Here is a 21,574-nt window from a genome sequence, read left to right on the forward strand (position 1 = left end):
TGGGTGTGGGCCGATGCGGACACCTATTCGGCAGCGAACTCCATCATCACGCCCCGATTGTCGGCGGGCATAATCGCGAGAGTGTCGGTCTGGTCGCCCGGAGCTAGCTCGACACCGTGGCCGGCGAAATGGGCTGCGGCCGCACCGAGATCATGAACTCCGAAGACAACCGACCGCACACCATCGCCCCACCGTCGCAGGTGACGGTCGATGACACCGGCGCCGGTCGGGCTGATCAACTCGACCACAGTGTCCGCCAACTGAAAACCTGTCACCCTTCCGGCGATGAACGGACGGTCTTCCTCGTAGAGTTCGTCGATGACGAATGTGTCCCGAAAAAAGGCCAGTCCAGCGTCGTGGTCAGCGACGGCCACGCTGTAGCGCTTCAGGCCGGTGTACCCGATCGGATGATCGCGCCGCCAATAGTCGGCCGACTTGAGGGGTTCCTTCCAATCGAAGGGCTCGTTGTGGAAACTGTGGTCGTAGAACTCGAACGCAATTCCCATGCATGGCTCCGGTTCGGTGTGAAAAGCCATCCCGATGTCTCTGATCAAGCCCACACCGCGGGCGGCAAGCTGGTGACGGGTGGCACTCAGATCGTGCACCTGGTATTCGATCCCCACGTAGTGGGGGCCATATCTGCCGTTGAGCAGAAAATGTTCCGGTACAAAGAGCTCGAAGAGCACGCCACCAACGTAGACGAGCACGGCATGCCAATGGGGTGCCGGTATGTCGTACACGTACTGCGCGCCCAAGACATCGGTGAAGTGTGCCATGGTGAGCTCGAGGTCCCGCGCAGCAATGTTGATGTGCTGCATCTCCAGGCATTGGATCGATCCATGTGTGGCAGCGATCCGGCCGTCCTGCTCCGCGGCAGGCGACGCGCCAGTATTTCGCTGGGTCACCATCAGATCGGCAGCGCAGCGCCTGGGATCCTACCGACCTCGTGCTCAGCGATGTTGAAGCAACGCATCGCGTTTCGGTAGGCCACCTTTTTGCGGTCCTCCTCGTTGAGCGCGCTCAGCTTGGTCGTCAGCGAATCTTGGATCTCTTCGCCGAATAGGCACGTTGGGTGTGGATAGTCCGTCTCGAACATGATGTTGTCGATCGGCAGCAGCGCGAGGTCGTCGGGGCGGAGATTCTCATACCAGGTGTTGACGAAGACCTGGCGCCGGAATGCCTCGCTCGGCAGTTCGTCGGCCTTGAGTTCGGGACGGTTTTCCCACGGCCGGTACCGGAGGAAGTGGACGTCGAGGGACTCCAGCAGGAACGGCACCCAGCTTGCGCCACTTTCAACTATGGCGAATTTCATGTCGGGATAACGAGGCAGCACCCCGGACATCAGCAGCTTGCTGCAGGCGTTGGCGTTGTCGAGGAATGACTTCACCACATCGACGACGGCACGGACCCGGTCCCCGCCCACCGTGCGTTGAGTCGGATCGACTCTGTACTCAGCCGGGTTCATCGTGGTGCCGGCGTGAAAAGCGACCGGGCCCCCGGATGCATTGATGACATCCCACATCGGGTCCCAGTGCCGATCCGACAGCGGCGGCTCGCCGTGGTATTCGGGTGTGCCCGACAAGACCCAGCCTTTGTGACCGAGGGCAGCGCAGCGTTCCAGTTCTTTGACACACCGATCGATATCCCAGTACGGGACGACCGCGAGCGGGATAAACCGGCCCGGCTCCCGCTCAGCCCAGCTCAGGACGAAGTCGTTAAACGCTGCAATAACGTCGAATTGGAAGTCGAGGGTGGCTCCGGGGATGGTGCGATAGCGATCCGGATTCGTCAGCCCGAGGTTCGGGTAGAGCGCTGCCATGTTGATGCCGGCCTCGTTCATCACCTTCACCCGCTCCGTTGGATCCCACGACGACGGGTGGACCTCCTCGACGCGTTGCGGCACCTCGGGAAAGTCGTCTTCTCGGCGATGCGGCAGCGGATTGTCCGCTTCCTGATAGAAGACGGTAAAGGCCAGGGAGTTGACGATCTCGTCCCCGATACACCAGACATCCATCTCCAGATCGTCGATGTAACGAATCCGCGGAATGAGCTCACCCCACTTCGACGGCATCCGCGAGGTCCAAGTATCCGGCGGCTCGCACACATGACTGTCTGCGTCGATGATCATCTGTGTCTCCTCCAATTATGTTGACACGAATCAAAAGTCATGAGTTACCACTCTCGAACCAGACCAACCTGGGTCACAGAGGCCACGTGATTGCCGCCCACCGAAGAGCCGGCCCATACAGAACGCCCTGCCTTCCGAGGCACTGGGCGACACCTGCTCGAGGAGCAGCCACTCATCAATGCGGAAGGGGCGATGAAACCATAGACAATGATCGAGGGTGAACGTCTTGATATCGCGATGGGGCTTGATTTCGTGGGGCGTAAAGGCGCTCATCAACAATGTCAGGCCAGCGACACATGTGGCGATGGCACTGTGGACCGCTTGGGGAGCGTCGAAGGGTGCCGATGTCCGCACCCATTGGCGCGACAGCGTACCCCTGCCGGTTGTCGTGAGAGGTCCGCGCACATGCGAATCCGGGTACCACTCGACTTCCAGAGAAGACCATCGTCGATAGAATTCCGGCCAGTCCTCGGGAAATGGACGCAGGCCCGCGCCAGCCGACGGAGGACCGTCGACAGCCTCGGCAGCCAGTTGATGCTCTGGTCCGTTTTCTGGAGCGTGGAACGCGGCCTGCTGGGAAAGCAGCTGTCGACCCTGCTGCTCGGCTATGACCCGCCGGTTGGACAGCGAGCCGGAGTCACGCAACCGCTCGACGTGAAATTCAATCGGCGGCCCGATTAGCCCCGTGGAGAGGAAGTGGGTCTGAACAGAGTGCGGGACACGTTTTTCCTCGACGGTCTTGGCCGCTGCCATCAGAGCTTGACCCGCGGCCTGTCCGCCGAAGACCCGAGGCATACCAATGTCGGGCGTGATCCCTACGTAGGAATCGCTTGCGACGCGTTGGACGTCAAGCAGGTCGATCAAGGAGGCGACAGTGGCGACCATCTAAAGTACGACCGACTTGACCTTGAAGTCGATGATCTGGTCTTCGTCGTAGCCGAGTTCGGCCAGTACTTCATCGGTGTGCTCACCGTGTCCTGGTGCGCACCTCAGTGATAACGGCGTCTCATCGAACTGGACCGGGCTGCCGGCCAAGGCGAATTCGTTGCCGTTGGTGTCAGTAGTGCGGGGCAGGTATCCGTTTGCAATCACCTGGGGGTCGTCGTGGATCTCGCGCGCGGTACGCATCACGTCCCACACGCCCTCGAACCCGGCGAAGGACTCCTCCCAATGCGCGAGATCTTGCGCTGCGAAGACCGCCCGTAACTCGGCGATGCACTCCTTGCGATTCTCGAAACGCATGGGCGCAGTGGCGAATCGCTCGTCCGAAATCAAGTCCGGGCGACCCAGGCGTGTACAGAAATCAGACCAGAACCGATCAGCCTGAAGAAGTACAAAAGCGATGAACCGGCCGTCGCGCGTCTTATAGAGATTGACACCCGGGTTGGGCATCTCCTCGAGCGAGAACTTGGGAACGTCCTGACCGGTGATGCCCGCGCCGACGATGTTGGGTCCGAGTTGCCAGATGGCGGCGCTGAGCAGAGAGACGTCGACAATAGACGGTTCACCTGTTCGCTCGCGCTTCACCAAGGCCCCGGCGATTCCTGCGGCGATTGACAGGCCGCCATATACGTCACCAAACGCCGGCAGCTGAAGCGGCGGATAGGATCCGTTGCCGGCGGCGTAGCCCTCACCGATCCCTCCGCGCGCCCAATACGCCGCAAGGTCGAAGCCACCATGCGTTGCTGCTTCTCCCCTGGTGCCGTAGCCGTGGCCGCGGGCATAAATGATCTTGGGGTTCCGCGCACGCACCTGGCCGACGTCGATTCCCATGCGTCGCCGAGAGTCCGGCAGCAGGTTGGTGAGGAACACGTCGGCCGTTTCGATCAACTTCATCAACACCTCCAGGCCGTCTGGACTGGAGGTGTCCAGACCGATGCTGCGTTTGCCGCGGTTCGGCTGTTCGATGAAGTGGTTGACGCCGCCCGCGCCGGCGACAACTCCCGAATTGACTAGTCCGCGTTGCGGATCTCCGGTTTCGGGGTGTTCGATCTTGATGACGTCGGCACCCCAATCGGCGAGCACGGCACCAGCAGCCGGAACGAACGTCCATGCGGCGAGCTCGACGACGCGAATTCCGCTGAGCACATCAGTCATGCGCTGGTGTATCCAATCGTCTTGGTCTCAAGATGCTGTTCGAAGCCTTCGTGACCGTTTTGCCTGCCCAGCCCACTCATCTTGTAACCGCCGAACGGTGCGTCGGCGCCGTAGAACATGGCACCGTTGAGATTCAACGTGCCGGTGCGGATTCGCCCGGCCACCGCCATGGCGCGATCGGGCGATCCCATCACCGCACCCGACAAACCGTAGGTTGAATTATTCGCCAGCTCGACCAGACCATCGTCGCCGCCGTCATAGGGGGTGATCGTGATGACCGGCCCGAAGATCTCCTCCTGGAACAGACGGTGACTTGGGTCCACATCGGCGAAAACGGTCGGCGCCACAAAGTACCCACAGTCCAGCCCGTCAGGCCTTCCCCCGCCGACTGTCACCCGGCCCCCTTGCTGCTTGCCGATCTCGATGTAATTCAACACGCGGTCACGTTGCTTGGCCGACACCAACGGACCGCAGAACGTCGCAGGATCGGTAGGGTCACCGACCGGAACCGCCGCAAAGGTCGCAGTGGCAACTTCGACCGCCTGGTCGTAGACCTGCCGCGGTACCAGCATTCGCGTGGTCAATCCGCAGCCTTGGCCGGAATGGATGAGCGCTCCCATACAGCCCGGCAGAACCGCCTCCATGTCAGCGTCATCGAGCACCATGTACGCCGATTTGCCGCCGAGCTCGAGCAGAGTTCGCTTCATGGTCTCGGCGGACAGTCTTTGAATCAACTTGCCGACCGCCGTCGAGCCGGTGAAGGAAACCATGTCCACGCGCGGGTCGGTGGCGAGCAGCTGCGCGACGTCGTTGTCGGACGTTGGAACGACATTGAACACACCCGCTGGGATGTCGGTCTTCTCCGCGACGATACGGCCCCAGCGCAGCCCGCTCCATGGCGTCTCGATCGCCGGTTTGAGCACCATGGTGTTGCCGGTCGCGAGGATCTGCGCCACCTTGTTGCTGATGATCTCGAACGGAAAGTTCCACGGCGTGATAGCACCGACGACGCCGACCGCTTCCTTGACGACCTTACGGTGATACGGCGCGCCCAGCAGCACACCGTCGGGAAGTGCCCGCTCCCAAGGAAACTCCGAGATGTACCGGGCCGGCCACCGAACGGCGTCAACGATCGGCCACTCGAGCTGCGCAATGTATGTCGACGAAAGCGGCGCACCCACCTCGGCGACGAGCTCGGCGCGGATGTCCTCTTTCTCCGCCTGGAGGGCTTCGTGGAGTTGCATCAGGCAGTGCTGACGGAACTCGTGATTCGTCGACCAGTCGGTGCTGTCGAAGGCGCGCCGCGCAGCGCCAATCGCCGCCTGCATATCCTCTGCGCCGGCGTCGGTCGCCACGCCCAGCACCTCTTCGGTGGCCGGATTGATGTTGTCGGCGGTCATTCCGGTCAACGAGTCCCGCAACTTCCCGTCGATGTACAAGCGGGATTCGGCATTGAACGGAACTGTCGGAGTGGCAACCGACGAAGTCGTCATGGAATGTCCTCTCGCTGGGCTGGCGGCACCCTCTAGCGTAAACCATAATAGATAACTATTTATCTGATTTCGCGCGATCGACGGTGCCTAGTGCGGAACGCAGCGTTACTATCCTAGATTCTGTTACTAAGTAGATTACTCCACGGAGGAACGCACGTGGCCCCAGGCACGGTCGTCGAACAGCTTGAAGCTGGTGCACTGGAGCGCCCCGACAGCCCCCTCCTGCTCGAACCCACCGGCGCGGTACTGACCCTCGGTGAGGTGTCCTGCCTGTCCGCTGCCGCGGCACGCTGGTTGGCCGCACACGGCATCAATAGCACCATGACCGTCGCTTGGCAGCTACCCAGTCACTGCGCTGCCGCAGTCCTGATGCTGGCGCTGTCGCGAAGCGTGTCCGTCCAGGTCCCGGTGCTGCACTTGTTCCGACAGCGTGAGGTAGCCGCCGCACTCGAAATCGCCAGCGCCGACGTGTTGATCGTTGACGAGACCACACAGCACAACGCACCATCGAATACACCCGTGATTTGCCTGCCCTCCGATTTCCTCGACGTCCTTCGGACCATGCCCGATGACCAGCCATCAGAGACTGCAGCGAACTTCCGGTCGGACTGCCCGCGATGGGTCTTCTTCACGTCCGGAACGAGCGGGCGCCCGAAAGGGGTGCGACACAGCGACAAGTCGCTGTTGACCGCGGCGCGTGGCTACGTGAAGTATCTCGGGCTGGGATCCGCGCCCGACGACGTTGGGACCATCAACTTTCCCATCGCACACGTTGGCGGCATCTTCTATGTCTCGTGCGCCCTTATCGGGAGGTTCTCGGTGCTGTTGCTGCCGCGGGTCGGGCCGGACATCGCCGCAGTGCTTGCAGCCAATCGAGTGACGTTCACTGGCTCAAGTACGGCGTTCTACCAGATGCTGCTCTCCGCACAGCTCTCCTCGGGCAGTAATGCTCCCGTCATTCCCACACTTCGCATGCTGATCGGTGGCGGTGCACCCTGCCCACCAGAGCTGCACGAGAAGATCAGACTCGTGCTCGGGGTGCCCGTACTGCACGGCTACGGCATGACTGAAGCCCCCGCTATTACCGCCAGCCCGGCGTCGGACAGCTTTGAGCAGCAGTCGCACAGCGCGGGCCGCGCCGTTCCCGGCGCCGAAGTCCGTATCGCGGAGTCGGGAGAGGTCGAAGTGCGCGGCGATGTCCTGACACCCGGCTATGTCGATGATGGGCAATGGGCCTCATCTGTCACGCCGGAAGGCTGGCTCCGAACCGGGGACACGGGATACCTGCGGACCGACGGCCGGCTGGTGATCACCGGTCGGATCAAGGATCTGATCATTCGAAAGGGTGAGAACATTGCTCCCGCCGAGATCGAGAACGAACTGCTCGCGCACCCGCTCATCGACACCGTCGCCGTACTGGGCCTTGCCGACGAGGCACGCGGCGAGCTCGTCTGCGCGGTCGTCCAACGATCACCCAAGCACCGCGATGTCACACTCGAAGAGATCTGCCGTTTCCTTGATGAACGGGGCTTGATGAAGCAGAAGTGGCCCGAGCGGCTTTACATACTCGATGCGTTTCCACTCACCGGTTTGGGCAAGGTCGCGAAGCGTGAACTTGCTAAGCAGTTGACGGCCTGAATCGGCGACACCCCGGGCGGAATCACGTCACGGCCAGTGGTCCTTTTTCCGCGACACCGCGCACAAAGTCGATCGACACACCCATCTCCTCGGCCAGCGCGATCGCCGTCGCGACGTCCTTACGCAGATACGGCGTCACGCGGCCCTCGAAAGGAGCAAGACCGCCGACCTGCCGCACACGCTGAAGGGCCGCGCTACTGCCGCTACACGCACTCAACGCGGCGAGTAACGACCCCTCGTCCAAGCCCAACTCTGCTCCGGCTGCGGCGGTACCCGCCAGCAATTGCGAATTCGCCGCGAACAGAAGGTTATTGAGCAGCTTGACCAGCAACGCGCTGCCCAGCGCACCGGTCGCAATGATGGGATCGGCGTAAGCACCCACCACGTCGCGCGCAGTATCGACCGGGTCAGGTTCCCCGCCCAACAGGACCGTGAGCCTGCCCTGAAAAATGTCTTCCGAATCTCCACTGATCGGCCCGTCGACCACCCGAATATGCGGCGCTGTCTGGGCGATGTCGGCGACGAGCGCCGGACTACCCGTCGTATGCGAAACAAAGATCGCACCCTCGGGCAGATGACCAAGGAAACCCTCCTCGCCAAAAGCCGTTTCACGCAGCTGCAGATCAGAGAACAGACACACGATCAACACGTCACTGGCTCGCGCGAGCTCCTTGAGCGAGCCGGCCAAACCAGCCCCACGCGCGACATGAGGTTCGCATACCTCGGGTCGGCGCGCATAGAGTACGACTTCGTGCTGACCGCGATCGAGCAGCCGCGACACCATCGGCGCACCCATTTGACCGACACCGAAGAAACCGACTCGTGACATCTCATGGCCCCGAACCGGGATTAAGACGAGGACCCGGCGTGAAACGGATGGGCAAATGGCGGACAGCGTAGACCTCACCAGCGTCCTCAAACCGCACGATTTCGCCGTCGATCGCGAAATCGGGTAGACGGGCGAGGATTTCGGAGATCATCTCCTGGAACATCACCCGGGCGAAGTTGGAGCCGAGACAACGGTGAGCGCCGAGGCTGAACGCGAGGTGGCGGTTCGGCGAACGGGTCAGGTCGATCTCCTCAGGCTCGTCGAACACCTTCGGATCGCGGTTGCCCGAGGCGAACATCAACATGACCCGGTCTCCCGCACGCAGCTTGTGACCGTGAAATTCACAGTCCCGTTTGACGACTCGATAGAGCCCCTGCGTGGGAGTGTCGTGCCGGAGGAACTCCTCGGTCGCAGCATCGAGAAGCTCGGGATCGTCAATCAACTGCTGACGCAATGCCGGATCTTCTTCGAGCCGAACCAGCGCATTACCGGTCAGTCCGCTCGTCGTGTCCATACCGGCAAGCAGCAGGAGGAAGATGTACCCGATCCGCTGCTCCTCGGTGAGCGGCGCGCCGTCGACTTCGGCTTGCAGGATGACACTGATCAAGTCGTCGCCGAAACCGTTGGTCCGCCGATGCTGCATCGCGGTCACGATGGCGCCGTAAATATTCATGACGCCATTGCTGGCCCGCTCGGGGTCGTGCGAGCGGTCATGAATGGCGGAATGGATCCACTCCACCCATTCCGGCCAACGGCTGTCGTCCAGACCCAACATCTGCAGGATCCAGCGCGCTGGCAGTGGGGTGGTCAGCTGTTGGACGATGTCGGCTCGGCCGGTCTCGATGAAGTCGTCGACCAACTCCGCCGCTAACTGGCGAATTCGCGGCCTCCAACGCTGGGCAGCGCCCGGGGAAAAGCGTGGCAATACGATACGGCGGCATGCGCCGTGCAGCGGTGGATCGATGTCGATGGGAATCAACGGATCCGGGGACAGCGCCGGCACCGCTTTCTCCACGCCATTGCCGAACAACTCGGCGTCCTGCGCGGCGTCGACGATCGCGTCGTACCCGAGAAACAGCCAGAACCCATCCCATGCGGTCGAGTGCAAAACCGGGCAACGATCGCGAAACTCATAGTAGATCGCGAAATTGTTCTCCCGGAAGTACGCCGAATGGTGGTCGAGGTCGGTCGAGGCGGCCTCGGTGCCTGAGTCGATAGTCGTCATCACGCGTCCTTTAGGTCGTCGATCGTGATCGCCCGCTCGGGACATTCCTGTTCGGCTCTTCGGATCAAATCTTTGTCCTCGAGCGCGATTCCGTTTTGGCTCGTCACCGCTCGCTCTTCGAGGTCGAGGAATTCGAAGGCGTTGGGCGCTATCGTCAAGCAGCGTGCATGTCCTCGACATCGCTGCGGGTCCACCGCGACCCTCATTCGGCCTCCCGTTGTCTTCACCCGCTACACATTGGCGGCGGGTTGCGGCTCGGCCGTCCTTGGGAAGTTGAGCATGCGCCGCGCGTTGTCCTCGACGATGAGCGCACATTCGTCATCGGGCACCGTGGCAAGCACTTCGGCCGCACGCTTGCGCGAGTTCGGCCAGTTCGAATCCGAGTGCGGGAAGTCGATCTCCAAGGTGATGCGATCAACACCGATCGCATGGCGGTTGGTCAATCCGTGCTCATCATCGATAAAGCAGCCCCAGAAGTGGGAACGGAACAGATCAGAAGGGCGCGCGTCGAAATCGATCGGCTGGTAGTAGCGGTGACGCTCCCACACGTAGTCCGTGCGCTCCAAAATGTAAGGCACCCAACCGATACCGCCTTCGGATAACGAGATCTGAAGGTTCGGAAACTTCTGCAGTTTGCCGGAGAACAGCAGATCGACGGTTGACCACATGAGATTGGTCGCAAACAACGCAATCGCCACCGCGAAGGGCGCCGAAACGTCTTGGTTAGCCAGATCATTCTGGAATGTGCTCGTCCCCGAGAACGAGAATCCGGGAACGTAACCGCCCGACCCGAAATGCAGTGCCAGCGGCATGCCCGCGTCCGAGCACACCTGCCACAGATTGTCCCAGTGATCTGAGTGAAACGACGGCAGACCCAACGACACCGGGCTGTCCGGAAACGACACAGTACGCGCCCCCTTCGAGGCCAGACGCTCGGCCTCGACGACGCACGCGTCGATGTCCCAGACCGGAAGCAAACCAAGCGGAATGAACCGGTCCGGCGCCGTCGCGCACCACTCGTCGATGTGAAAATCGTTCCACGCCTTCACGCACAGCAGAGCCAGCTCGCGATCGTTACCCCGATAAAACGTCCCCCCCGCAAACCCCGGGAAGGAGGGAAAGCACAACGCCGCCTGCACCCCATCGAGGTCCATGTCCGCCACCCGCGCCGCAGGATCGTAGCAACCGGGAATCATATCCTCGTAGCGCACCGGATCGGTGCCCCACTCCTGCGGTGGCTTGCCCGCAACCGCGTTCAGCCCGATCGTCGGATACAGCGTGTTGTCATACGACCACAAATGCTGGCCGTTGATCTCGACGATCTTGGGTCCGGCCTCCCGATACTTCTGCGGCAAGCGGTCTTGCCACACACGTGGATGCTCGATGAGGTGGTCATCGACCGACACGATCTGATGGGTGTCTTGTAACGGCATCCTTCGCTCCCTTGCGCCGTGCCCCGCCGGACCCGGCTGAGATCCGTCCGGCTCAGTGTTCTACCAGAATCTGTTTATGAACATATTCTATATGTGCTTCGAATTTTATACCTGAGCGATGTCGCGAACAAGTCCTTCAAGCACGTGTGGGTCAATCCGGTTCCTGCGTACTTGTCGAACGCGCCGACTCGTTCGCGCTCACACGGCACTAATCAGCCAGGTCCAGCTGGCATGCGTCTCGGTGGAAGGAAGGGACACAGATCGTGGGTTTGCTTGACGGTCGCGTCGTTTTCATCACTGGCGCGGCACGCGGTCAGGGCCGTTCGCATGCAGTCACTCTCGCAGAAGAAGGCGCCAACATCGTCGCCGTGGACATCTGCCGCGACATCGACGCCGTGCCGTACAGGTTGGGCACGTGGGAAGACCTCGAAGAGACAGCTCGACTCGTCCAGAGAACGGGCCGAGAGATTCAGTTCCAGGCGGCCGACGTGCGGCATAAGTCGGCCCTACAGGCCGCGTTCGACGCAGGTGTAGAGCAGTTCGGGCATATCGACACGGTGCTGGAACAAGTGGACCCCTAGGTCCGTTTCATGTTAACCTGCGTAGGTGCCGTGCCAGGGAGGTCCACCTATGCCACCGACAGCCGAAGCGCGACGACAGCGGTCCGATGCACGCGCCAACTACGAGCGCATCGTCCATGCCGGGCGAGAGTTGTTCGCCGCCAAGGGCACTGCCACTCACGCAGATGTCGCGCGCGCGGCAGGCATCGGCAAGGCCACGGTGTTCCGGGTCTTCCCCAGCCGGGAGGCGATGATCTCGGCCTTTCTTGAACCGCAAACGATTTGGATCGAGGCGCGCGTTTGTGAGGCGATTCTGCAGGCACGCCAGGGCGATCCATGGACGGCGCTGGCCGAGGCGTTGTACGACGTCATCCATCGCATTCGCCAGGACCGCATCGCCGGCATGGTGTTCGATGTCGACACGCATGCCGTCGGTGATGACGCGCATCGACTCGCGACGTTGAGCGACGAGCTGATCGCATTGGGGATCCGCGCCGGCCGGGTGCGTTCTGAGGTGACCTCACGCGACTTACGCCGGCTGATTCGAGGCCTGGCGCTGGCTCTGTCGTCCGAACAGGAAGCCCGTCCCGAGGAATGGGATCGGTGCGTCGAGTTGACGCTGGCAGCGTGCGCCGTACAGCAAGGGAAACACTCGCATGCCCCCTGACCCTCGCTGCCGGATCAAGCGGCCCGCACTCACCTGGTTCCGTCATAGATAAGGAAGTAGATTCATGTCAGAACGCATACAAGCGGGGCTGGAAGTGTTCGCCCAACTCTGCCCCGATATCGCTGCCAAAATCGGTGAGGGCAAGAGCGAGCCGCGGTTCGGTGACGAACTCGGCATTCTCAGCGCCGACAATCTGTTCGGTGCGTTGTGGACGCGGCCCGGCCTGGACTGGCGGTCTCGTAGCCTCGTCACCATCGGTGCCCTGATCGCGCTCCGCGCCAACGACCAGTTGAGGGAACACTTCCAGATCGGGCTTCGCAACGGTCTTACGCGCGCCGAGTTGGAAGAAGTCATCTACCACCTGTCGGGTTATCTGGGATTCCCGGCGGCCGCCAATGCCAGTCAGGTTGCGGCCGGCGCAATCGGCGCCCACAAGACCGACGAGCCGATTGGAGCATCGAAGTGACCGGGAGACTCGACGGCAAGGTCGCGGTCGTTGTCGGCGGTGGTCAATCCGCCGGGGCCACGATCGGAAACGGGCGTGCGGCATGCATCACGTTCGCCCGCGAGGGCGCAACAGTTCTAGTGGCCGATCGTGTGCTGGAGAGCGCCGAGTCCACCGTGAAGATGATCCATGACGAGGGCGGTACCGCGGCGGCGATCGAAGTGGACGTCACCGCGACGGCAGACGTGGAAGGCCTTGCCGCACGCGTCCGCTCGGACTATGGCCGCGTCGACGTGCTGCACAACAATGTCGGTATTATCTCGACCGGCGCCACGGACGAGATCGATCTGGACTTCTGGAACCGCATGTTCGCGATCAACCTCGACGGAATATGGCAGGTCATCAAGCATCTCGGACCCATCATGCGCGAACAGGGGTCAGGGTCGATCATCAACATCTCGTCGTTGGCCTCGTTTCTCGCCGGGCCGGAGAACATCGGATACGCGACCTCGAAAGCAGCGCTGAACTCCATGTCGAGGTCGTTCGCCAAGGAGTACGCCAAACATCATGTGCGGGTGAATGTGATCGCCCCCGGAGCCGTGGAAACGCCGATTGGCGTTGATCAACTGGTCGAGCGCACAGGCCTCAGCCGCGAGAAGGTCATGGAGATGCGGGACTCCACCGTACCTTTGGGCAAACAGGGCAGCGCCTTCGACGTCGCCAAGGCAGCCGTGTTCCTTGCGTCCGACGATGCCGCGTGGATCACCGGGATCATCCTTCCGGTTGACGGCGGCGCCACCCTGAGCATCATCCCGACGTAGGTCGCAGCGGATTGGTGCCAATCCTGGCGGCAGAATGATGGTCCGCACCTCGACTGCGGATCCATGCATCTCCGCTCGCCACTTCATGCGGCCGGCGCCGGATTTTGCGCAATCCGCCGGCACAGCGACAACAGCTGGACTACTTGAAGCACATCGCCGTCACCCAATTTCGATTTCGACCATCTCGGCGGCATCGCCGCGTCTTCGACGCCGAAGTTCAGTGCACCGATTCGGTTCGAAACGGCAGTCGGCCCACCTGGATGGAAATCGTCACTCATACATACGAAGGCGAAAGCTGGTGCGGCTTCAATCATCTCGATCCGTTCAGACGCATCCTCGTGTCCACTATCCTTGGTACCGCCGGCCATAGTCAGTGGCCCGATCGTTGCCTCGTCCGATGCAGCTAAGTTTGGCCTCGCGAGTCGCCGGACCAGCCGTTCTGACTGGCGGCGAGCGCGAGTGGCCTGACATGCGCGGCAGGTCGGCTTACTACCACGGGCATCCCGATCGATGAGCCGTCTCCGAGGAGGAACTTGCCGTCGAGGCTCAGCTTGCCGGTCCGCCGCCATGGTCGAACGACACAGAACCACACCACCCCCGCTAAGAGCGCAAGGCTGAGACCCTCAAAGACTCTCAGTGCCACCAGATTCCACGTCGGCATACGGTCAACCGGGCCCGCCCGAAGTCAGGTGAAAAGACCCACCGCACCAGCGCCTGCACCGCTACGACAAGCCACAGGGCCGCAATCGCCGCCCCTACCGTCGCACCGCCAGTACGAGCGGGCTCGGATGCATTGGGGCTTGTCCGTGTGACGGCAAGCTCCGACACCACCATGGTGAACTAGCCTCCGTAGGTGCGCGAGCGCCTATTCAGCCGAGGAGTTTTTTCTAATTCAACACAGAATTTCGTTGACTCTCGAGTCAAACTCTAAGTAGCGTCATGCCTTATCAACCATCGATGAGGGGTTCGTGATGACGACCGGCATTCAGAAAACGATGGCGTGGAGCGGCGCCGCCTTCCTGCTGCTCCTATTCCCCGGCATCATCATGGTCGGCCTGCTCCCTCCGATGGCTCCCACGAAGTCCGCCGGCGAGGTCGCAGAGTTCTGGTCGACAAACACCGGGGTGAAGCGCACCGGACTTGTCGTCCTGCTGGCGGCGGCGGGACTCCAGGTACCCTTCGGCGCGCTCATCGCCGTGCGGATCAGGCAGCTCGAGGGCAGGTTCTCCCCGCTTGCCTACGCGCAGCTGATCGCCACCGGCCTTGCGGTGATGGCGATCGTCCTACCAACCTTTGCGTTCGCCGCGGCGTCGTATCGCCCCGAGCGCAATCCCGAGATCACCCAGGCACTCAACGACCTCGGCTGGCTGCCGTTCGTGATGAACTGGCCCGCGGCCACCATCCAGTGCCTGGCGATCGGCTTTGCGATCTTCGGCTACCAGGGGCCGCACCCCGTCTGGCCGAGATGGGTGGCCTACTACAACTTTTGGAGCGGTTTCATCTTCGCCGCAGGCGGTCTCGTGGTGTTGTTCAAGACCGGCGTGTTCGCCTGGAACGGACTGCTCGCGTTCTGGCTGGTTGCCGTGTTCTTCGGGGCGTGGCTCCTCGTCATGACCTGGCAGTTGCTGACAACGATTGGCGCGCAACCGGCAGACGACCGCGAGGAGCCCGTCCTCCACCGCACAGGCGCATGATCGCAACGGCCGACCGCGAGACACGGGCACGGGCCACAGAACCCAAACGCATTCCCGGCGAGGAAGGGATTTGGGTATTCGTCCTCGGCGACATGACGGTGTTCGCGCTGTTTTTCGCCACGTTCATGTACTCACGCGCCAAGAACCCTGAGCTCTTCGCCCGCGATCACGCGAGCCTGAACGTCGCCCTGGGCACCATGAACACCGTGCTGCTACTGAGCAGTTCGTTGTTTGTCGCATTGGCCGTACAGCAAGTCCTCACTGGTGTGCACCGCTCAGCGCTCCGGCTGTTCGGTGCCGCGCTCGCATGCGGACTGGGCTTCGTCGTTGTGAAGGCCGTGGAGTGGTTGCATCTGTTCGGTAACGGCAAGACCGTCGGCAGCGGCGAGTTCTTCTCGTATTACTTCATGTTCACCGGTATACATCTGGCGCACGTGTTGATCGGCTGCGTGGTGCTGAGCCGGCTCATCACGGTCAGCCGCAAGCCACAGCTGAGTGGGCGCGACACGATGCTGTGCGAGGCCGGCGGCATCTTCTGGCACATGGTCGACCTGCTGTGGGTCGTACTGTTCGCTCTCTTCTATCTGATGCGGTGATGGCAATGACGCGCCGGGTGACTCTGGTATGGGCCGCGCTCATCGGCCTCACGTTCGCATCGTTCACCGTTGGGGTCGAACAGGGCGCCGGCGTGGCATCGGCGGCCGCCGTGGTCATCATCGGCCTCGCGCTGTCCAAAGTGCGGCTGATCGGCCTGCATTTCATGGATATCCGGGCCGCTCCGTGCACACTGCGCCTCATATTCGAGGGCTACGTCCTCGTAGTGTTTGCCACGCTGGTGACGTTGGACCTCGTCGTGTCCTAGAAACGACATGGCCGGTCATCTGCGTACAGTCGAACGATAGCCAGAAAGTCAAGGCCGCGGGCCGGCAGTCCGGAGGAAGGCGATTTCAAATCCGCTCGGACGCGGGCCGCTCATGTCCTGAGCGTCAAAGGGTATGCGAGCACGAGGCTTTCGGACGTAGCAGAACAAGCCGAACCCAATCCCCGCCATCTACTACTACTTCCCGCGCCGTGACGAACGGCATGCAGAAAGTTGTGGACATTACACGTAAACAGGCCGGAGATCCGCAGAAGACCATCGAGCAAATATTTGGCCACGATGCACAGCATGGTTACCAAGATGAAGGCCATGACGGTCGACATCACTCAATTGCGGGATAACATCGGTAATTTCGACGACTTTCCTCCGCCCCCTGCACAACTAGTTCTCCCGTACGAGTCCGAGTTCCGAACAGGGTTCCACGCTATAGATGGTAGTTATCGGCGGTCGGACGTGAATAGCAGACCTTCACATTGACCTGTGACAGTTGACTGTCATAGTGTCGGGATGCAGGTCCGGCTGACCCGATCGCGGAGGAGCGTTGAGATGGCAGAAAGTATGTTCTCCTCTATGAACTTGACCGGGAATCCGGACGAGGTGGTGGCCGAGTTCACTAAACGGGTGACCGCGGGCACACTGACCACGGGTCTGACCACGTTCGGTATCGACCGGGTTCGGGAAGTACTGAGATTGCCCGTCACGATCGTGCCGATGTCCGCCATCTACCTCGGCGTTCCCGCCAAAAAGCTCTCCGCGCCGCGTCGACGTCCGGCGATGTCGGTGACGTTCCGCGACCGGTTCGGCAACTCCTGGTAACGAAAGAGGGTTCTTGGTCGTGTCTTTGGCGATAACGGAAGACCACCGCGCCTTCGCGGACCTCGCCGCGGCGGTGGTGGCTGCGCGCGGGGGCATGGCGGCTGCGCGCGACATGCTGCTGAATCCGGACCGACCTGACCGTTGGTGGGCCGCAGACGAGCTTTGGAAGGAGATGGCCTCGGCGGGCTGGCTCGGCCTGCACATCGACGAGCGGTTCGGGGGCCAAGGCTACGGCCTTCCCGAGCTCACGGTGGTGATGGAACAGCTCGGCCGCGCCGCTATCGGTGGGCCGTTCCTGCCGACGGTGGCTGCATCGGTGCTAATGGCCGAGTTCGGCAGCGAACAGCAGCAACAACGCTGGCTTCCCCGTCTCGCGTCGGGCGAGCTGATCGCAGGCGTCAGTACGACCAACACTGCGATTCGGTCGGATTCGACCATCACGGGAACAAACATCGCGGTTCTCGGTGACTCCGGCAGCGACGTCTACCTCATCACCGTCGGTGAAGACATCGTGCTGGTCGAAGATGGCGACGCCGTTTCCGTCCAGGTCGGCGAAACAAACGACATGCTCACCCGCCCGCTAGTCGTCCTAGAACTATCCGCTGCCCCCGTCGCCGACGTGCTGGTCGGTGCTGCTGCCAGCGCCGTGCGCACGCTTCGGCTGCTGGCGGCGGCCGAGGCGGTTGGCGGCTTGGCCGCTTGCACCGAAATGGCGACCAGCTATGCCAAGGATCGACGACAGTTCGATCGGCCCATCGGGTCGTTTCAGGCGATCAAGCACCACTGCGCGAACATGCTGGTCGATTCGGAACTGGCCGTTGCGGTCACCTGGGATGCAGCCCGCAGGCACGGACCAGAAGCCGACCTGGCGGTGGCCATGGCGGCCGGACATGTGCTGCCGGCCTATCAGCGCGTCGCGCTGCAAAATCTTCAGATCCACGGCGGCATCGGATACACCTGGGAGCACGACGCCCATCTCTTCATTCGCCGGGCCACAATCTTGCTGGCGTTCTGTGGCGGGCGAGAAGCATTGCACGACAAGGTCATCGAATCGCAACGCGCTGGGGTGCGACTGCATCACGCGCTAGATCTGCCGCCCGAAGCCCAACAGTACCGGCTGGCCGCCGAGGAGTTCCGGTCGGAGTTGGTGCGGGCCGACGTTGACAGCAGACCCAAGTTATGGGCCCGCAGCGGATATCTGCAGCCGCACTGGCCGCCGCCGTTCGGGCGCGGCGCGGACTCGGTGGAGCAGCTGATCATCGAGGAAGTGCTCGGCGCACTGGGTAAGCCGCACCTCGGACTCGGCGAGTGGGTGGTGCCGACTTTGCTTGAGCACGGTAGCCCGGAGCAGGTCGAGCGGCTGATCTGGCCCAGCCTCGAGGGTGAGCTGCGCTGGTGTCAGTTGTTCAGTGAGCCAGGAGCGGGCTCTGATGCGGCCGCGGTCGCTACCAATGCCGAGCGCGTCGAGGGCGGTTGGTCGGTGACCGGCCAGAAGGTGTGGACAAGCGATGCGATGAATTGCCAGCGGGGTCTGGCCACGGTGCGCACCGATCGCAGCGCAGCCAAGCACCGTGGCATCACCGCCATGATCATCGATCTGGCGGCACCGGGTGTGGAGATCCGCCCCCTGAAGGAGATCACCGGCGCGACGCTGTTCAACGAGGTCTTCTTCACCGACGTCTTCGTCCCCGACCGCGACATTGTCGGTGAGGTGAACGCCGGTTGGAAAGTCGCCATGGCGACCTTCGGCAACGAACGCGTATCCCTCGGTGGTGGTTCAGTGACCCTGCCTGCGGACAAGCTCGCCGATTTGTTGGAGCAGTACCGCAGCGGCGACACAGGCCTCGCGCGTGAAGTCGGCGCCCTACTCGTGGAGTCGTATTGTCTTGCAGCGCTGAATCTCCGGCGGGCGGCCCGAGCGGTATTCGATTCCGGGTCAACGATCGAAGGCAACATTGCGAAGCTATACGGCGCTGAACACGCGCAACGCGTCGCCGAACTGGCTCTTTGCATTGTCACCCCTGCTGTCCTCGTCGGAGAGCAGGCCGAGGTCGTACATGACTACCTGTACAGCCGCTGTCTCACGATCGCCGGCGGGACCTCAGAGATTATCCGCAATCTCATCGCCGAACGCATCCTCGGCCTACCGCGCGACCCACTGCTGGCATAACAATCGAGCGATACCGTTTGTCTGCAAGCACTTGGCGAAACTCATCGATCCCAGCGGCCGCGCCGAACATGGGTAGCTGTGAAGCGGGTCTGCCCTGAAACCCAAGGGCGGCCTAGGCTTTTGACCAAACCCGTTTGGCCGGGGAGTTGAGCGCGTCGGACCGCTCGATATAAACCTGGCCGACTTCCCCATCCCATTCGCAGGGGCCGAAGTTCAGCACATACATCAGCCCCGGCCCCTCCAGATCCTTCCCGACCGCAAGGTACTTCTGCATCGACATCCAGATGGAGCGTCGGGTCTCCAGCACAGTGTCGATCGCCCCGCCATCCCAGCGCAGGCGAATAGGCAGGCGCTCACCCGAGAACTGCAGATCCTTCAGCCTCGGCGGTTCGAGCACCTCAGCGGTGCAGAATCTGCCGTCGCGGTCAACGACCGCTGCACCTTGCAACGTGATCAGCCCGTCCAGACGCCAGTAGGACGAGAAGACGAATGCTTTCCCACTTTCGTACAGGCAGCTCGCTATCACGTGACCGCCCCACGGTTCGCCGGTGCCGCCTCCGCGCGGGCCGCGCGAGTGGTCACGCCAGCCCGTCGCATCGATGTCATAGATCGTCTGGTCCACCCGCACCTGGCCGCGGGCGCGATAGAGCTGTTCGTAATGCTCCTTTGCCCAGCCCTGATTGGTCATGTCACCCTTGCCGCCCTCGCCGTGAGCCGAAGTGTGCGCGTCCCACACCGGCGTCACACAGTCGACCTCCAAGTCGATGACGAGGCGCTTGCGCAGGCCGTCCGGGACCAGCCCATTCTGCATATCGGTGTTCGAAACGTGTTGTGCGAAGCCGTCAAACGTGACCTTCCAGCGTTTGAACGGCTCAATGCATCGAAACGCCAGGTTCGGTCCCGCCGGCTTCTTCTGCTGGGGTGTGTAGTAGTAGCCCCACATCGTCAGAACGCCCTCATCGCCAGGCAGACAGACCAGCACCCGGTCCTCCCACATATCCCACTCATTGGGCACGCTGCCCAAGTGCAGCCAGAAGCCGAGATCTGCTCGAGGGTCGTATAACGCGAAAAGAAGATTCTCCGCCCAGAACGGCTCAGTCGGTCGCTCCGAGACGACACTCTCCTGCGCGGCCGGCAGTCCGCTCGACAAATCCTGGACGGTCACGAAATCTCCTTACTCACGGTGGTTTGGGGGCTCCATGCCGGCGTCGCCTAGTCGTCCCACCCGGACCAGCGCGATCCAAAACGCGGGGGCGGCGGACCGTCGAGAAGGCCGTCCAGCCAGTCCATGTTGCCGCTCTCGTTGAGTTGGCGCGCCTGGTCCGGCGTTAGCTGTCCGGTCGCCAGCAGCATGGCGGGCAGGCGCACCATCACGAGCGTGATGCGCAGGGCGTTCAGCACAAGGTGCCAGTCGAGGTGTTCAGCCGGGCGACCTATGAGCTCTTGCCAAAGATTGATCGCGTCGCGCCGCGAGCCAAACCCCGCAGGACGCGGCAGTCCGCGCGCGGTGGTGACGGCGTGATCCGTGTACGTCCACCAGGCCAAGTCACACTCCGGCCCCGCCAGGGAGACCATGTCCCAATCGAGCACGGCCGCCACGGACGTTCCCTGGTAGATGATGTTCTGGGGTCGCGCATCGCCCCAGGAGAACCCGGGCGGAGCGCCTTGAGGCAGATTTGTGACCAACCATTCCGAAGCGCGCTTAACCATTGGAAGCTCATCACCTCCACACCACTTGGCATACGCCAGCCAATGGTTCAGCTCCTGCTCGAGTCCCGTGCGGCCCAGGTTTGGCCGCGCCAAGAAACTGAATTCAGCCGGATCCAACCCGTGTAGTTCGGCCATCACCTCGATGGCGCCGCGCCACAACTCATGCTGCGACTGTGGTGGGAGTTCGACTACCCAGCCACTCACGTTGAAGGGCGGATTGTCCGGTGGCACCTGGCCCTCCACCCTCTCCATGACGAAGAAAGGCTGGCCGAACACCCTCGTGTCTGGCTCGTAACCAACCACTGGTGGCGACGGGATCTGCGGCTCCTGCGAAAGCTTCTCGTAAATCAGGTAGTGAGTCTTTACATCCATCCCCATGAATAAGTGCTCGGTCGCGCCGACTCGCATGACGTAGCTGGCCTCCTCACACTCGCCGTTCAATGCGCAGGTGGCGCTTATCATCAGGGTCTCGTTGGCGACGCCAGCGGTGTCGGGCTGATCCACTTTATGCACCTCGAGGTCGTCTCCGACGCGTCGGCGCAACCATGCCTCGATTGCCGGCCGGACCGCACCCATATCGCGAAGCCGAACTTTTGTGGGGATGTCGACGTATTCGACAGCCACGTCGTCGGCCATGCTCAATTCTCCTTCCTGAACTGTCTAGTTCTCTACAGCCGCCCGTCGACGCGGCAGCCGGATGCATCCATTGGGGTGAACGCAAGTCCTTGAGGGCGTGGAAGCCCTTCAGGGGCAGAGTCGGATATGTCAGTTGACCGTCGTACTTGTCGACTCTTGCGTGGGTGCATTTACTTTGATCCCCAAGGACTTTCGTCGGTGCACCGATCGAAGAAACGCTGTGCTTGAACGTCCCTCGCCGGAGGAATACACAAAATTCGCGATCGCCGTGAAAGCCACGCCGATGCCGGCCCGCACCAGCACCGGCCGAGGGCCCCTCACTGGGACAACAT

The 21,574-nt window shown here is 62.1% G+C and carries 21 protein-coding genes and 1 pseudogene; 10 read left to right on the plus strand and 12 right to left on the minus strand.

Annotated elements, in window-relative coordinates:
• Positions 1–23: 23 nt before the first annotated feature.
• Genes G6N37_RS14725 through G6N37_RS14745 form a run of 5 tightly spaced genes read right to left on the minus strand, consistent with a single transcriptional unit; the run spans position 24 to position 5,718 of the window.
• Positions 24–908, minus strand: a complete 885-nt coding sequence (locus G6N37_RS14725) for a VOC family protein (protein ID WP_232075006.1) — start codon at positions 906–908, stop codon at positions 24–26.
• Entirely contained in the window at positions 908–2,128 is a 1,221-nt protein-coding gene (locus G6N37_RS14730) for an amidohydrolase family protein (protein WP_067919802.1), read from the minus strand. Before G6N37_RS14730 ends, G6N37_RS14725 begins: the two co-directional genes overlap by 1 nt.
• 30 nt (positions 2,129–2,158) lie before the next feature.
• The gene (locus G6N37_RS14735; RefSeq protein ID WP_163681506.1) at positions 2,159–2,992 is read right to left on the minus strand and encodes an acyl-CoA thioesterase; all 834 of its coding nucleotides are present in this window, start codon (positions 2,990–2,992) and stop codon (positions 2,159–2,161) included.
• A gap of 21 nt (positions 2,993–3,013) precedes the next feature.
• Positions 3,014–4,225 carry a CaiB/BaiF CoA transferase family protein gene (locus G6N37_RS14740; protein WP_102419679.1) on the minus strand — a complete coding sequence of 404 codons (1,212 nt, stop codon included), beginning with the start codon at positions 4,223–4,225 and terminating at the stop codon, positions 3,014–3,016.
• Positions 4,222–5,718, minus strand: coding sequence for an aldehyde dehydrogenase family protein (locus tag G6N37_RS14745; RefSeq protein WP_102419678.1), 1,497 nt, complete (start codon positions 5,716–5,718; stop codon positions 4,222–4,224). Before G6N37_RS14745 ends, G6N37_RS14740 begins: the two co-directional genes overlap by 4 nt.
• Before the next feature lie 156 nt (positions 5,719–5,874).
• Between G6N37_RS14745 and G6N37_RS14750 the strand changes: the two genes are divergently transcribed.
• Positions 5,875–7,356 carry a class I adenylate-forming enzyme family protein gene (locus G6N37_RS14750; RefSeq protein ID WP_102419677.1) on the plus strand — a complete coding sequence of 494 codons (1,482 nt, stop codon included), beginning with the start codon at positions 5,875–5,877 and terminating at the stop codon, positions 7,354–7,356.
• Positions 7,357–7,378: 22 nt separating this feature from the next.
• Here the strand turns inward: G6N37_RS14750 and G6N37_RS14755 are convergent, their stop codons facing one another.
• Genes G6N37_RS14755 through G6N37_RS14770 form a run of 4 tightly spaced genes read right to left on the minus strand, consistent with a single transcriptional unit; the run spans position 7,379 to position 10,843 of the window.
• Positions 7,379–8,185: an NAD(P)-dependent oxidoreductase gene (locus tag G6N37_RS14755; RefSeq protein WP_102419676.1), complete on the minus strand. Its 807-nt coding sequence runs from the start codon at positions 8,183–8,185 to the stop codon at positions 7,379–7,381.
• 1 nt (position 8,186) lies between these two features.
• A complete protein-coding gene (locus G6N37_RS14760; protein WP_102419675.1) occupies positions 8,187–9,410 on the minus strand; it encodes a cytochrome P450 in 1,224 nt (407 codons plus the stop codon).
• Positions 9,410–9,616 (minus strand): ferredoxin, encoded by a 207-nt coding sequence (locus G6N37_RS14765; RefSeq protein ID WP_102419674.1) that lies wholly within the window; start codon positions 9,614–9,616, stop codon positions 9,410–9,412. The genes G6N37_RS14760 and G6N37_RS14765 overlap by 1 nt, the downstream gene beginning before the upstream one ends.
• A gap of 24 nt (positions 9,617–9,640) precedes the next feature.
• Positions 9,641–10,843 carry an amidohydrolase family protein gene (locus tag G6N37_RS14770; protein WP_102419673.1) on the minus strand — a complete coding sequence of 401 codons (1,203 nt, stop codon included), beginning with the start codon at positions 10,841–10,843 and terminating at the stop codon, positions 9,641–9,643.
• Positions 10,844–11,106: 263 nt separating this feature from the next.
• On the opposite strand from G6N37_RS14770, the pseudogene G6N37_RS14775 reads away from it, so the two are divergent.
• The 4 genes and pseudogenes from G6N37_RS14775 to G6N37_RS14790 form a co-directional block, all read left to right on the plus strand.
• Positions 11,107–11,406, plus strand: a pseudogene (locus G6N37_RS14775) (SDR family NAD(P)-dependent oxidoreductase); the annotation flags it as partial.
• Between the two features lie 67 nt (positions 11,407–11,473).
• Positions 11,474–12,070, plus strand: a complete 597-nt coding sequence (locus G6N37_RS14780) for a TetR/AcrR family transcriptional regulator (RefSeq protein WP_163681508.1) — start codon at positions 11,474–11,476, stop codon at positions 12,068–12,070.
• A 64-nt stretch (positions 12,071–12,134) separates the two neighbouring features.
• A complete protein-coding gene (locus G6N37_RS14785; protein WP_102419672.1) occupies positions 12,135–12,536 on the plus strand; it encodes a carboxymuconolactone decarboxylase family protein in 402 nt (133 codons plus the stop codon).
• Entirely contained in the window at positions 12,533–13,336 is an 804-nt protein-coding gene (locus tag G6N37_RS14790; RefSeq protein WP_102419671.1) for an SDR family NAD(P)-dependent oxidoreductase, read from the plus strand. The genes G6N37_RS14785 and G6N37_RS14790 overlap by 4 nt, the downstream gene beginning before the upstream one ends.
• 83 nt (positions 13,337–13,419) lie before the next feature.
• Here G6N37_RS14790 and G6N37_RS14795 read toward each other — a convergent pair whose 3' ends face one another.
• Positions 13,420–13,704, minus strand: a complete 285-nt coding sequence (locus G6N37_RS14795; protein ID WP_163681509.1) for a hypothetical protein — start codon at positions 13,702–13,704, stop codon at positions 13,420–13,422.
• Between the two features lie 600 nt (positions 13,705–14,304).
• Here G6N37_RS14795 and G6N37_RS14800 point away from each other — a divergent pair.
• The 5 genes from G6N37_RS14800 (at position 14,305) to G6N37_RS14820 (ending at position 18,896) form a co-directional block, all read left to right on the plus strand.
• A complete protein-coding gene (locus tag G6N37_RS14800; RefSeq protein WP_163681512.1) occupies positions 14,305–15,030 on the plus strand; it encodes a hypothetical protein in 726 nt (241 codons plus the stop codon).
• The gene (locus G6N37_RS14805; RefSeq protein WP_102419669.1) at positions 15,027–15,626 is read left to right on the plus strand and encodes a cytochrome c oxidase subunit 3; all 600 of its coding nucleotides are present in this window, start codon (positions 15,027–15,029) and stop codon (positions 15,624–15,626) included. Before G6N37_RS14800 ends, G6N37_RS14805 begins: the two co-directional genes overlap by 4 nt.
• Positions 15,627–15,631: 5 nt before the next feature.
• Positions 15,632–15,892 (plus strand): cytochrome C oxidase subunit IV family protein, encoded by a 261-nt coding sequence (locus tag G6N37_RS14810; protein WP_232075012.1) that lies wholly within the window; start codon positions 15,632–15,634, stop codon positions 15,890–15,892.
• Between the two features lie 588 nt (positions 15,893–16,480).
• A complete protein-coding gene (locus G6N37_RS14815) occupies positions 16,481–16,726 on the plus strand; it encodes a nitroreductase family protein (RefSeq protein WP_174813833.1) in 246 nt (81 codons plus the stop codon).
• Between the two features lie 19 nt (positions 16,727–16,745).
• The gene (locus G6N37_RS14820) at positions 16,746–18,896 is read left to right on the plus strand and encodes an acyl-CoA dehydrogenase (RefSeq protein ID WP_102420106.1); all 2,151 of its coding nucleotides are present in this window, start codon (positions 16,746–16,748) and stop codon (positions 18,894–18,896) included.
• Positions 18,897–19,008: 112 nt separating this feature from the next.
• Here the strand turns inward: G6N37_RS14820 and G6N37_RS14825 are convergent, their stop codons facing one another.
• Positions 19,009–20,061: a hypothetical protein gene (locus G6N37_RS14825; protein WP_067923907.1), complete on the minus strand. Its 1,053-nt coding sequence runs from the start codon at positions 20,059–20,061 to the stop codon at positions 19,009–19,011.
• Between the two features lie 47 nt (positions 20,062–20,108).
• A complete protein-coding gene (locus G6N37_RS14830) occupies positions 20,109–21,242 on the minus strand; it encodes a phosphotransferase family protein (RefSeq protein WP_067923904.1) in 1,134 nt (377 codons plus the stop codon).
• Positions 21,243–21,574 lie beyond the last annotated feature (332 nt).

The organism is Mycobacterium seoulense (genome assembly GCF_010731595.1).
Taxonomy (GTDB): Bacteria; Actinomycetota; Actinomycetes; order Mycobacteriales; family Mycobacteriaceae; genus Mycobacterium; species Mycobacterium seoulense.